Source organism: Streptomyces sp. CB02959, from assembly GCF_002803155.1.
Lineage (GTDB): Bacteria > Actinomycetota > Actinomycetes > Streptomycetales > Streptomycetaceae > Streptomyces.
Map to the genome: position 1 here is coordinate 179,138 of NZ_NNBP01000022.1, position 12,727 is coordinate 191,864.

10 protein-coding genes are annotated in these 12,727 nt (G+C 72.0%); 6 read left to right on the forward strand and 4 right to left on the reverse strand.

Going from position 1 to position 12,727, the window contains the following annotated elements; all coding sequences use genetic code 11:
- Positions 1–25: 25 nt before the first annotated feature.
- Positions 26–1,372 (reverse strand): gephyrin-like molybdotransferase Glp, encoded by a 1,347-nt coding sequence (gene glp / locus CG747_RS31450; RefSeq protein ID WP_100605249.1) that lies wholly within the window; start codon positions 1,370–1,372, stop codon positions 26–28.
- Positions 1,373–1,376: 4 nt separating this feature from the next.
- A complete protein-coding gene (galU, locus tag CG747_RS31455; RefSeq protein ID WP_100605250.1) occupies positions 1,377–2,279 on the reverse strand; it encodes a UTP--glucose-1-phosphate uridylyltransferase GalU in 903 nt (300 codons plus the stop codon).
- A gap of 80 nt (positions 2,280–2,359) precedes the next feature.
- Between galU and CG747_RS31460 the strand changes: the two genes are divergently transcribed.
- Complete coding sequence (locus CG747_RS31460) at positions 2,360–2,998, forward strand: 5-formyltetrahydrofolate cyclo-ligase (RefSeq protein WP_100605251.1); 639 nt, start codon at positions 2,360–2,362, stop codon at positions 2,996–2,998.
- Between the two features lie 96 nt (positions 2,999–3,094).
- Here CG747_RS31460 and CG747_RS31465 read toward each other — a convergent pair whose 3' ends face one another.
- Entirely contained in the window at positions 3,095–5,899 is a 2,805-nt protein-coding gene (locus CG747_RS31465; protein WP_100605252.1) for a penicillin acylase family protein, read from the reverse strand.
- Positions 5,900–6,054: 155 nt separating this feature from the next.
- Between CG747_RS31465 and CG747_RS31470 the strand changes: the two genes are divergently transcribed.
- From CG747_RS31470 to mscL, 5 genes are all read left to right on the forward strand, one after another.
- The gene (locus tag CG747_RS31470) at positions 6,055–7,632 is read left to right on the forward strand and encodes a potassium/proton antiporter (protein WP_100605268.1); all 1,578 of its coding nucleotides are present in this window, start codon (positions 6,055–6,057) and stop codon (positions 7,630–7,632) included.
- A 362-nt stretch (positions 7,633–7,994) separates the two neighbouring features.
- Complete coding sequence (locus CG747_RS31475) at positions 7,995–9,296, forward strand: MFS transporter (protein ID WP_100605253.1); 1,302 nt, start codon at positions 7,995–7,997, stop codon at positions 9,294–9,296.
- A gap of 136 nt (positions 9,297–9,432) precedes the next feature.
- A complete protein-coding gene (locus tag CG747_RS31480; protein WP_100605254.1) occupies positions 9,433–9,771 on the forward strand; it encodes an FmdB family zinc ribbon protein in 339 nt (112 codons plus the stop codon).
- 212 nt (positions 9,772–9,983) lie between these two features.
- Entirely contained in the window at positions 9,984–10,817 is an 834-nt protein-coding gene (locus CG747_RS31485; protein WP_100605255.1) for an S-methyl-5'-thioadenosine phosphorylase, read from the forward strand.
- An 843-nt stretch (positions 10,818–11,660) separates the two neighbouring features.
- A complete protein-coding gene (gene mscL / locus CG747_RS31490) occupies positions 11,661–12,164 on the forward strand; it encodes a large conductance mechanosensitive channel protein MscL (RefSeq protein ID WP_180985773.1) in 504 nt (167 codons plus the stop codon).
- Positions 12,165–12,203: 39 nt separating this feature from the next.
- Here mscL and CG747_RS31495 read toward each other — a convergent pair whose 3' ends face one another.
- Positions 12,204–12,635: a hypothetical protein gene (locus tag CG747_RS31495; protein ID WP_100605257.1), complete on the reverse strand. Its 432-nt coding sequence runs from the start codon at positions 12,633–12,635 to the stop codon at positions 12,204–12,206.
- Positions 12,636–12,727: the final 92 nt, after the last annotated feature.

Here is a 12,727-nt window from a genome sequence, read left to right on the forward strand (position 1 = left end):
GCTCCCGCGGCCCCGGACGGGCGGGTCAGCAGGGGCCGAGGGGGAGGACGTCCACGGTGGTGTCGGCGGGGACCTCGGTGGTGTCCTCGGGGACGACGATCAGGGCGTCGGCGTGCGCCATGGCCTTGATGAGGTGGGAGCCGCTGCCGCCGACGGGGGTGACCGTGCCGGCCGCCGGGTCGTAGGCGCCGCGGAGGAACTGCCGCTTGCCGCGCGGGGAGGAGCCGAGCGGCTCGGTGACGCGGGCGGCGACGGGGCGGCGGTGCACCTCGGGGTGGCCCATGAGCGTGCGGATGACGGGACGGACGAAGAGTTCGAAGGAGACGTAGGAGCTGACCGGATTGCCGGGCAGGGCGAGCAGCGGGATGCGGTCGGGGCCGATCAGGCCGAAGCCCTGCGGCTTGCCGGGCTGCATGGCGAGCTTGCGGAACTCGACCCGGCCCGTGACGGAGGAACTGTCGGCCGCAGTGTCCGCGGAGAGGCCGGCCAGGGTCTCCTTGACGACGTCGTAGGCGCCGACGCTGACACCGCCGCTGGTGACCAGGACGTCGGCGCGGGCGTACTGGTCCTCCAGGGCGGCGCGGAGGGTCGGTGCGTCGTCGGCGACGGCGCCGACGCGGTAGGCGAGCGCGCCGGCCTCGCGGGCGGCGGCGGTGAGCTGGAAGCTGTTGGAGTCGTGGATCTGGCCGGGGCCCAACGGCTCGCCGGGCGGGACCAGTTCGCTGCCGGTGGAGAGCACCACGACGCGGGGGCGGCGGCGGACCGTGACGGTGTCCAGGCCGAGGGCGGCGAGCAGGCCGAGCTGGGTGGGGCCGAGGACGGTGCCGGCGGACAGCGCCGGCTCGCCGGCCCGGGCGTCGCTGCCGGCCCGGCGGATGTGGGCCCCGGCGGCGGCCGGGCGGTGCACCCGGACCTCGCCGCCGGCGTCCTGCGGGGCGGCGCTGTGGGCGCGCATGGCGGCGGCCGGGCCCTGGCCGGTGCCGCCGTCGGTCCATTCGACGGGGACCACGGCGTCGGCGCCGGGCGGCACCGGGGCGCCGGTCATGATGCGGGCGGCCTGGCCGGGGCCGACGGTGGGGAGTTCCCCGCTGCCGGCGGCGACGTCGCCGATGACGGTGAGGGGGGCCGGGGCCCCTTCGGTGGCGGCCGCGACGTCGGCGGCGCGGACCGCGTAGCCGTCCATGGAGCTGTTGTCGAACGGCGGCAGCGGCAGCGGCACGGTGAGGTCCTCGGCGAGGACGCAGCCCTGGGCGTCGAGGAGTTGCCGGGCGACCGGGGCCGGCGGCTGGAGCTTGGCCAGGATGTCGTCGAGGTGCGCGGCCACCGACCAGACGCGGTCGGAGTGGTGGGCCTGGTCGGTGGTGCCGTTCAACGTCCTACATCTCCTCGTCGACGTAACTGCGAAGCCAGGTCCGGAAGTCGGGGCCCAGGTCTTCACGTTCGCATGCCAGTCTGACAATGGCACGCAGATAGTCGCCGCGGTCACCGGTGTCATAGCGGCGGCCCTTGAAGACCACGCCGTGCACCGGGCCGCCCAGCTCGGGGTGGGCGGCCAGCGCCTGGAGGGCGTCGGTGAGCTGGATCTCGCCGCCGCGGCCGGGGTCGGTCTTGCGCAGCACCTCGAAGACGGCCGGGTCGAGGATGTAGCGGCCGATGATGGCGAGGTTGCTGGGCGCCTCGGCCGGCTCGGGCTTCTCGATCAGGTCGGTGACGGCGACCACGTCGTCGTCGGCGGTGGGGGCGGCGGCCGCGCAGCCGTAGAGGTGGATGCTGGCGGGGTCGACCTCCATCAGGCCGATCACCGAGCCGCCGTGTTCCTCGCGGACCTCTATCATCCGGCGCAGCAGGGGGTCGCGGGGGTCGATGAGGTCGTCGCCCAGCAGCACCGCGAAGGGCTGGTCGCCCACGTGGGGCGCGGCGCACAGCACGGCGTGGCCCAGGCCCTTGGGGTTGCCCTGGCGGACGTAGTGGATGGTCGCCAGGTCGCTGGACTCCTGGACCTTGGCGAGCCGGGATCCGTCGCCCTTGCGGTGCAGGGCCTCTTCGAGCTCGTAGTTGCGGTCGAAGTGGTCCTCCAGGGGACGCTTGTTCCGGCCGGTCACCATGAGGACGTCGGTCAGTCCGGCGGCGGCCGCCTCCTCCACCACGTACTGGATGGCGGGCTTGTCGACGACCGGCAGCATTTCCTTGGGCGTGGCCTTGGTCGCCGGCAGGAACCGGGTGCCGAGCCCTGCTGCCGGGATGACAGCCTTGCTGATCCGTGCATGCGATGGGGTCATGCGCGCCACCCTAACCGGCCCGGACGGACCGGTGATGAGCGTCCGGTTAAGAGATCATGAGAGCCCGAGCGAGGCCCACGATGAGCGGTGAGCACGAGGAAAAGCGCAGGTTGCGGCGGGATCTCCTGGAGGTGAGGAGGGCGTTGCCGGCCGATGTCGTCGCGGCCCGGGGCGCCGCGCTGGCCCGGCGGGTGCGGGAGCTGGACGAGCTGCGGACGGCCCCCGCCGAGGGCACTGCGGGCGCTGCGGGCGCTGAGGGCGCCGCCCCGACCGTCGCCGCGTACGTGTCGATCGGCGGTGAGCCGGACACCCGGGCCCTGATCGAGGCGCTGCGGGCGGCCGGGGTGCGGGTGCTGCTGCCGGTACTGCTGCCGGACAACGATCTGGACTGGGCCGTATACGAAGGCCCCGAGCGGCTGGTCCCGGCGGGCTGGGGGCTGCGGGAGCCGGACGGGCCGCGACTGACCCCGGAGGCGGTGACGGGGGCGGACGTGGTGCTGCTGCCGGGGCTGGCGGTGGACCGGACGGGGTTGCGGCTGGGCCGCGGCGGCGGCTCCTACGACCGGGTGCTGGCCCGGCTGGAGCGGTCCGGCCGGCGGACGGCGCTGGTGGTGCTGCTCTACGACGACGAGGTGCTGGACGCGGTCCCGGCCGAGCCGCACGACCGCCGGGTGCACGCCGCGGTGACGCCGTCGGGAGTGCACCGCTTCCGGCACTGACGGGCCCACGCGCGGTGCGTCGAGGTTTCACGTGAAACGCCGTCGGGCGGGCCGGAGGAGTCCGGCCCGCCCGATGCGGTGGTGCTGCGTCGCCCGTTACGGCGACAGGGTCAGGGTGTCCTTGCCGGCCTTCTTCACGGCGTCCTCGCTGAACGCCCAGGGCAGCAGTTCACCCTTGGCCCACTTGTCGGTCTGGTCGTAGTAGTGGGCGTGGTAGGCGTGCCCGGAGGCGCCGGTGAGGTTGATCCAGCGGGACTTGTCGAGGTCGGCGAGGTTGACCACCATCCGCATGGACGGGACCCAGGTGACCTTGTAGCCGCCGGCGGCGTTCCAGCCGGTGGCGTCGACCGCGGCCTCACCGCCGCCGAGGTTCCACGGCCCGCGGTTGAGCAGGTCCTGGAGGAAGCCCGGCCCCTCCTTGCCGAGGGTCTGGTTCTTGAGGTCCATCTGGTGCAGGCGGCCCCAGGCCCAGTTGTCGATGTTCTTGCCGAGCTTGGAGGTCAGCTCGTAGCGGGCGTCCTTCATGGCCTGGGCGAGGAGCTGGTCGCGGTTCTTCAGGCCGGGGTGGCCGGGCCGGTCGTCCGTCTTCCACCAGGCGTTGTTCGGGTCGTCGAGGATGTTCCGGACGACCTCGTACCAGCGGTCGCCGCCGTCGGGCTGGGCGGTGTCGCCGGCCCGCTCGCCGCACTCGCGGACCAGCTTGTCCTGGTCGTCGGCCGGGCCGTTGTCGCTGGCCGGGCGGACGTAGAGGCACTGGCCCTGGACGCGCAGCTCCTTGGGCATCTTGTTGCCGAAGGCGAGCTTGAGGGTGTTGCGCCAGACGGCGTTGAAGTAGGCGGCCGCGGCGGAGTCGGGCTCCTGGGTGAAGTCCCAGCCGTTGAGCAGCTGCTGGGCGTCGCGGACGTACTTGTCCTTGATGTCGATCTTCGTCAGGTAGGGCGTCAGCAGGCGGGCGATCTCGCTGCTGTTGTCCTTCTGGAGGCTCTGCATGTCGTCGGTGGAGACCTTGCCGCCGTCCTTGATCTTGGACTCGATCAGGTCGTTGATCCGCTGACTGCGTGCGCCGTAGCCCCAGTCCTTGGTGAGGAGGTAGGGGTACTTGTCGTTGGTGACGGCCTGGTTGGCGGTGACGATGAAGCCGCGCTTGGGGTTGTACTCGTACGGCAGGGCGCTCTGCGGGATGGTGCCCTGCCACTGGTAGGCGGGGTCCCAGCCGGGCGACGGGTAGGTGCCGTCGCCCTTGCCGCGGACCGGGATGGTGCCGGGGGCCTGGTAGCCGATGTTGCCCTTGGTGTCGGCGTAGATGAGGTTCTGCGAGGGGACCTCGAAGTCGGCCGCGGCCTTGCGGAAGCTGGTCCAGTCCTTGGCGCGGTTGAGCTCGAAGACGGCGTCCATGGACTTGCCGGGGGTCAGCGCGGTCCAGCGGAGGGAGACGGCGTAGCCGTCGCCGCGGTCGGGGGCGCCGTTGGCGACCGGGGCGTCCTTGCCGACGCCGGCGAGTTCGTCGTCGCGGTCGGAGACGATCGGGCCGTTGTTGGTGGACCGGACGGTGATCTTCTGGCTCTCGCCGCCTGCGACCTTGATGGTCTCCTGGCGGGTCTGGAAGGGCCGCTGCTTGCCGTCGTAGAGGTAGCCGTCGGCGTTGATCTTCTCCAGGTAGAGGTCGGTGACGTCGGCGCCCAGGTTGGTCATGCCCCAGGAAACGTCCTGATTGTGACCGATTATGACGCCGGGCATCCCGGAGAAGGTGAAGCCGGCCACGTCGTAGTTGCACTTGGGGCCGGTGGTGCGGCAGTGCAGGCCCATCTGGTACCAGAGCGAGGGCATCTGCGGTGCCAGGTGCGGGTCGTTGGCGAGCAGCGGCTTACCGGTGGTGGTGTGCTCCCCGGAGACGACCCAGGAGTTGGAGCCGATGCCGTTGCCGTTGGGGCCGAGCAGCGCCGGGACCTGTTCGAGGGTCGTGGACAGCGCGGAGAGCTGCGTCTGAACGCCGGAGGCGGCGCCGCGCACGGTGCCCTTGCCGGTCCCGGTTCCCGTGCCCGTTCCGGTGCCCGTACCCGTGCCGGTCCCGGTTCCCGTGCCGGTGCCCGTGCCCGTGCCGTTGCCGGTGCTGCTACCGCTGCTGCTGGCCTTGGGGTCGAACTCCTTGGTGGCGGGGTCGACACCGCCGCCGTCGACGATCGGCCGGTTCCGCTGGTACGGGTACTCCGGGTAGAGCTGGTCGATCTGCTTCTGGTCGAACCGGCTGGTCATCAGGGCCCGGTCGATCTCGTCCTGCATGTTGCCGCGCAGGTCCCAGGCCATCGCCTTGAGCCAGGCCACCGAGTCGACCGGGGTCCAGGGCTCGGGCTTGTAGTCGTTGGTGAAGCCGAGCGCGGCGTACTCCAGGGAGAGCGCCGAGCCCTGGTGGTCCTTGAGGTAGGCGTTGACACCGGCGGAGTACGCCTGGAGGTATTTCTTCGTGCCGGCCGAGAGCTTGGTGTCGTATTCCTTCTGCGCCACCTCGTGCCACCCGAGGGTGCGCAGGAACTCGTCGGTCTTGACCTGGCTCTTGCCGAACATCTCGGAGAGCCGGCCGGACGTCATGTGGCGGCGGACGTCCATCTCCCAGAACCGGTCCTGCGCCTGGACGTAGCCCTGCGCGCGGAAGAGGTCCTCGTCGGTGTCGGCATAGATCTGCGGAATGCCGTTGGCGTCCCGGACGACGTCCACCGGGTCCGTCAGGCCGGGGAGTTTGAGCGATCCCGTGGTCTCCGGGTAGGAGGCGCGCACGGTGGTGACACCCCAATACGCGCCGAAGCCGATGCCCGCCACGAGCAGCAGCACGACCGTGAGCGCGACGAGGCGGCCTCGCCGCCCCTTCTTCTTTTTGGGGGCTGGACCGGACTTGTTGGCGGGCATCTCTGTCCTTCGAGGGGCAGGGTGGGAGTGCTGGAGCAACCATAGGCGCACCGCTTTGCCGACCCCTACGCGGAGTCACAGCCGAGCACATTAAACTTTCAAGCAATGGTAAATTGTTAGAGTCAGTAACTAGATACGGTAAGGACAACCAGCCCATCCCGACCAAGGGCGCGTGGAAGGATCAGCTCCTGACTGTCGAACACCTCAACGAACTCCTGCTGATCTGCTCACTCGTACTGCTCGTCGCGGTGGCCGCGGTACGACTCTCCTCGCGCAGCGGGCTCCCCAGCCTGCTCATCTATCTGGGGATAGGCATCGCCATAGGGCAGGACGGCATCGGCGGCGTCATCTTCGACAACGCCGAACTGACCCAACTCCTCGGATATGCCGCACTGGTGGTGATCCTGGCCGAAGGCGGCCTGGGCACCAAGTGGAAAGAGATCAGACCGGCCCTGCCGCGGGCCGCGGTGCTCTCGACGTTCGGCGTCGCGGTGAGTGTGGGGGTCACCGCGGCCGGCGCGCACTACCTCGCCGGCCTGGATTGGCGCCAGGCGCTGCTGATCGGCGCGGTGGTCTCGTCCACCGACGCCGCGGCCGTCTTCTCGGTGCTGCGCAGCGTGCCGCTGCCGGCCCGGCTGACGGGTGTCCTGGAGGCCGAGTCCGGCTTCAACGACGCCCCGGTGGTCATCCTCGTCGTGGCCTTCTCCACCGCCGGCCCGACCGAGCACTGGTACGTACTGCTCGGCGAGATAGCGCTGGAGCTGGCGATCGGCGCCGGCATCGGTGTGGCCATCGGCTGGATCGGCGCGTACGGCATGCGGCACGTGGCGCTGCCCGCCTCCGGCCTTTATCCGATCGCGGTGATGGCCATCGCGGTCTCCGCGTACGCGGCCGGCGCGCTGGCGCACGGCTCCGGCTTCCTCGCCGTCTACCTGGCCGCGGTCGTCCTCGGCAACGCCAAACTGCCGCACGCCCCGGCCACCCGCGGCTTCGCCGAAGGGGTCGGCTGGATCGGCCAGATCGGCATGTTCGTCCTGCTCGGTCTGCTGGTCACCCCGCACAACCTGCTCGACGACATCGTGCCGGCGCTGCTCATCGGCATGATCCTCACGCTGGTCGCCCGCCCGCTGTCCGTCTTCACCTCGCTGCTGCCGTTCCGGGTGCCGTGGCAGGAGAAGACCCTGCTGTCCTGGGCCGGGCTGCGCGGCGCGGTGCCGATCGTGCTGGCCACCATCCCGATGGTGAACGACGTCCCCGGCAGCGAGACGGTCTTCAACATCGTCTTCGTCCTGGTCGTGGTCTACACCCTCATCCAGGGCCCGACGCTGCCGTGGCTGGCCCGCCGGCTCCGGCTCGGCGAGGGCGAGGAGCCCGCCGACCTGGGCATCGAGTCGGCGCCGCTGGAGCGGCTGCGCGGCCACCTGCTGTCCACGTCGATAGGCCCCACCTCCCGGATGCACGGCGTGGAGGTCGGCGAACTGCGGATGCCGGCGGGCGCCGCGGTCACCCTCGTCGTCCGGGACGGCACCAGCTTCGTGCCCTCCCCGACGACGGTGCTGCGGCGCGGCGACGAACTGCTGGTGGTCGCCACCGACCCGGTGCGGGACGCGGCCGAGCGGCGGCTCCAGGCGGTGTCCCAGGGCGGCAAGCTGGCCGGCTGGCTGGGGACCGGCACGGAACAGCAGCCCCAGGAAGGAGAGGCGGGGCGCCTCCGGCGGCGCGGAGCGGGGTGACCCGGCGGGCCTCGGGGCCCGCCACTCGCCCGATCCCCGGCCCGGCTTGCCCGGCCGGGCGCCGAATGTGCGCTATCTCTCCACGGATACTAAGGAAAACCACAGGAAGCCCTGGCTAATCCCAGGGCTTCTTTGCCTTCAGCCTTACAATCAAGTAGGAAATTTGTACGGATCACGAACCAACTCTGCCTGACGCAGAGCTGGCGCGACCGCTCGGCGGCCGCGGTCCCCTGCCACACGCAGCCACCCTCTTCGGTGCGGACCACGCGGTATCACTCGGTCCTGCGCGAGAGGACAGCTCTCGGCGCGTAACCGGGACGACCTCTCGGGGCAGCGCTACCAGGCGGCAGAAAGGCCCGGCCGTGGCATCCGCGGTCAAGGACTCCCGTCCCGGTTACGGACAACTTTTGCGCACGCCCGGTGCGTGGACCTTCCTGCTGCCCGGCTTCCTGGCCCGGCAGCCGTTCGCCATGCTGACCATCGGCATCGTCCTGCTCGTCCAGTCCACCACCGGCTCCTACGGCACCGCCGGTGCGGTCTCCGCCGCCACCGGCGTCTCGATGGCACTGTTCGCCCCGCAGGGCGGCAAGCTCGCCGACCGCTTCGGCCAGCGCGCCGTCCTGATCCCCGGCGTCCTGGTGCACGTCGTCGGCGTCTCCGCCCTGATCACCCTCGCCCTCGCGCACGCCCCCCTGTGGGCGCTGCTCGCGGTCGCCGTCCCCACGGGCGCCTCGACGCCGCAGGTCGGCCCGATGGTGCGAGCCCGCTGGGCGGCGAAGCTGGGCGGCAGCCCGCTGATGCCCACCGCCGCCGCCTTCGAGTCGGTGACCGACGAGTTCACCTTCGTCGTCGGCCCGGTCCTGGCGACCGCGCTGTGCACCGGCATCCACCCGGCCGCCGGCCTGATCGCCGAGGCCGTGCTGTCGCTGGCCGGCGGACTGCTGTTCGCCTCGCAGCGACGCACCCAACCGCCCGTCCACCGCGACCAGTCCGACGACCGCGCGGCGCGCGTCTCGGCCCTGTCCCTCCCCGGCGTGCGCGTCCTGATCGTGGCGTTCCTCGGCATCGGCTCGGTCTTCGGCGGCATGCAGGTCTCGCTGACCGCGCTCACCGAGCACATCGGCCAGCCCGGCATCAACGGCGTCCTCTACGGGATCTTCGCGGGCGGCAACATGCTCGCCGGCATCGCCTGCGGCGCGATCGCCTGGAAGGTCGGCCCGAGCCGCCGCCTGCTGGTCGCCTACGGGCTGCTGGCCCTGGCCACCACCCCGCTGTGGGCGGTGACCGCGGTGCCGCTGCTGGGCGCCCTCGGCCTGGTCGTCGGCCTGTGCATCGCCCCCGCGCTGATCACCGGCTACACGCTCGTCGAGTCGCTGGTCCCGGCCACCGCCCGGACCGAGGCGTTCACCTGGCTGACCGGCGGGGTCGCCCTCGGCCAGGCGGTCGCGGCCACCTCCGCCGGCCAGCTGGCCGACCGCTTCGGCCCGAGCTCCGGCTTCCTGGTGCCGCTGGCCGGTACGGCGCTGGCACTGGTGGTCCTGCTGACCCTGCGGGCCCACCTGACGCCCCGCTCGTCGAAGGTCGTCACCGGTGCGGCGGGTGCCGCCGACACCACTGCCGACACCGCCGCCGACGAGCGGGAACGCGAGCTGAGCCACGCCTGAGCGGGCGCGGCGCCGGGGCCCGGACCGGGCGTGGAGTCGGTCACCGTAGGACGTTCACGGTGGACTGACGCGCGGGAATACTGCAAGATGGAGCGTCGTTAGCACTCAACGAGTGAGAGTGCCAGGAGGAAGTCAAGTGCCGACCTACCAGTACCAGTGCACCGCGTGCGGCGAGGGCCTTGAGGCCGTGCAGAAGTTCACCGACGACGCGCTCACCGAGTGCCCCAGTTGCAGCGGACGCCTCAAGAAGGTGTTCTCGGCGGTCGGCATCGTCTTCAAGGGCTCCGGCTTCTACCGCAACGACAGCCGCGGCTCGTCGTCCAGCAGCAGCCCCGCCGCCAGCTCCACCTCGTCGAGCGGCTCGACCTCGTCGACGTCCTCGTCGTCTTCGTCTTCCTCTTCGTCGTCCTCGTCGACGTCGTCGTCCTCGGACAGCAAGTCGACGGCCTCGGCGAGCACCGGCTCGGCCGCCTGACCCACGGCAGCAGACCGGCGCGCGACGGCACCGGCAACCGCACTTCCGGGCCCCGCCCTCCCCACCAGGGGACGGCGGGGCCCGCCGCGTTCCGCCCGCGGCACGCGCCGAGGCCCGGCCCGCCGCCCCGCCCCCGCCGCTCCCGTGTCACTCGCGCCACCGTTCCACCGGCCCACCAGCGGGCCGCCACCGTGCCCCGATAGTGTGACCGCATGGCTGACGCGGAGATTGGCGTTATCGGCGGGTCGGGGTTCTACTCCTTCCTGGACGACGTGACTGAGATCACTGTGGACACGCCCTACGGGCGCCCCAGCGACTCCTTGTTCCTCGGTGAGATCGCCGGCCGCTCGGTCGCGTTCCTGCCCCGGCACGGCCGCGGCCACCACCTCCCGCCGCACCGCATCAACTACCGCGCCAACCTCTGGGCACTGCGCTCCCTCGGCGTGCGCCAGGTGCTCGGCCCGTGCGCGGTCGGCGGACTGCGCCCCGAGTACGGCCCGGGCACGCTGCTCGTCCCCGATCAGCTCGTGGACCGCACCAAGTCCCGCGTCCAGACGTACTTCGACGGCGTACCGCTCCCGGACGGAAGCGTCCCCAACGTCGTCCACCTCACCTTCGCCGACCCGTACTGCCCCGCCGGCCGCCTGGCCGCCCTGACCGCCGCCCGCGGCCGGAACTGGGAGCCGGTCGACGGCGGCACCCTCGTGGTGATCGAGGGCCCGCGCTTCTCCACCCGCGCCGAGTCGCGCTGGCACGCCGCCCAGGGCTGGTCGGTGGTCGGGATGACCGGCCACCCCGAAGCCGTCCTGGCCCGCGAGCTGAGCCTCTGCTACACCTCACTGACCCTGGTCACCGACCTGGACGCGGGCACCGAGACCGGCGAGGGCGTCTCCCACGAGGAGGTCCTCAAGGTCTTCGGCGAGAACATCGGCCGGCTCCGCGAGGTCCTCTTCGACACCGTCGCCGCACTGCCCGCCACCGCCGAGCGCACCTGCCTGTGCACGGACGCGCACCAGGGGTGGGACCTGGGGTTCGAGCTGCCGTAGGCGCGGGGACGCCGACTTCGGCAGGGCCGGGACGGACCGCCGCCGAACGCCCCTGACGGGTGACGGAGTTGTCCACAACCGGGGGCCTGTCCACAGGCCGGAGCGGGCCGCGGCGGAATGCGGCACGGTGGTGATCGCCGGGGCCGAACGCCGGTCCCGCTTCCGCACCACAGGCGGTGACGACCATGCCCTGCCCCTCCCCGACCCCGACCCTGCCCACTCCCCCGCGGTGTGAAGTGCCGCACTTCGCCCCCGTCCGCGCGGGCGGCCGCCACGGCCGATGGCGCGGGGCGGCCCACCGGCGGCTGCTCTCCGCCGCCCTGGCGACGACCGCCGCAGCGCTGGCCACCGGCCTGTCGCACGGCCCGGTGCGCACCACCTCCACGCCCGCCGCCTGCCCCTCCGCGGCGGCCTCCGGGGGGGCGGTGACGATGCCGACCCCGCGCCAAGATCGAGTGGCGTCTCCCGCTCGGGCACGCGAGACTTCTCCGAGTGGCGGGGCACCTGCCGCGCGCCGTCCACGACGGCGCGCCCGCACCACCGATACCGATGCCGCTATCGGCACCGCCGCACCAATCGCCGCCGCCAGGGCCCTGCCGAGCGGCCGGACCCGCCACCCGCCGGTGGCTCCCGGCTCCCGCACGGCCGCCCGGCCACCCCATACGAGCCGCCCTCGGCCCGGCCCGGTCCCCCGGATCCGTGGCAGTACGGACACCCGCACTGACACTCTGGTCGATCGCTGGTTCGTGTTGCGCGATTGGACACCTCCGCCCCGCCCTGCCGTAAGTTGCGGTGCTGATTGTCGGTGCACCGTCCAGAGCAAGCATGGAAAGAGGCTGTCAGGTGAGCGAGCACAAGAGCGTCCTCCAGGGATTCAAGGAATTCCTGATGCGCGGCAACGTCATCGAACTCGCGGTGGCGGTCGTCGTCGGTGCGGCGTTCACGAGCATCGTCAACGCGGTGGTCAAGGGTGTCATCAACCCGATCGTCGGTGCCTTCGGCTCGAAGAACCTCGACAACTACCAGACCTGCCTCAACACGTGCTCGGTGGACAAGAAGACCGGTCTGTACGTGGACGGCATCTACGTCCTGTGGGGCTCGGTGCTCAGCGCGGCGCTGACGTTCCTGATCACCGCGGGTGTCGTCTACTTCCTCATGATCCTGCCGATGAACAAGTGGAAGGCCCGCCAAGACGCCAAGAAGCCGGTCGACGACGCTCCGGCGGCCCCGACCGAGATCGAACTGCTCACCGAGATCCGCGACGCCCTGATCGCCCAGCGCAACGGCACCTCCACCGCTCCGACGGCGGCCGCGGCGGCCATCATCGCGCAGAAGACGCAGCACTAGCGAGCACTGCGGACGGCCTGAGCCGCCCCCTCGCCTCGCTCAGAGGTGGTGGGGCGGCTTTTCGTCGAGGAAGCGGGCGAGATCGGCGGCGCTGTTCGTGGCGGCGGGACGCTCGCCCCACCCGCGGTCGGTGTCGTCCGAGGACTGCCGGCTCAGCGGATCGTCGAAGATCAGGGCCGCGGCGCTCCGCGGCGCCGGGCGCCCGGCAGCCGCGGGCTTGTGGGCGACCCGCGGTGCGGGGTCCTCCGACGCGGCAGGGGCGGGGGACTCGGCCGCGCCCGCGGTAACGGCTTCGGGCGCCGGGGTCGGGTCGCCGGCTCGGGCGGCCCGGCTGCCGCGGCTGCCCTGCGCGGCCGGGGCGGGCTGGGCGGCTTGGGCGGCCGGGGCGGCCTGCTCGGGCTCGGGGCGGGGGTTGGGCTGGGGCTGAACCTGCGGGTGCGGCTGCGGCTGCGGCTGGGACGGGGTGCTCACCCCTTCAGGGTACGGGCGGGGGGGCGCGGCCCACTGGTGCGCTGGGGTCTGCGTCTGGCTTGGGTTGTTGATTGCTGGTTGCTGGTTGCTGG

What these genes read in the sequence shown, in the direction of transcription:
- galU (WP_100605250.1), bottom strand. Translation starts at nt 2,279, where the DNA reads ATGACCCCATCGCATGCACGGATCAGCAAGGCTGTCATCCCGGCAGCA.
- CG747_RS31460 (WP_100605251.1), top strand. Translation starts at nt 2,360, where the DNA reads ATGAGCGGTGAGCACGAGGAAAAGCGCAGGTTGCGGCGGGATCTCCTG.
- CG747_RS31465 (WP_100605252.1), bottom strand. Translation starts at nt 5,899, where the DNA reads ATGCCCGCCAACAAGTCCGGTCCAGCCCCCAAAAAGAAGAAGGGGCGG.
- CG747_RS31485 (WP_100605255.1), top strand. Translation starts at nt 9,984, where the DNA reads ATGGCTGACGCGGAGATTGGCGTTATCGGCGGGTCGGGGTTCTACTCC.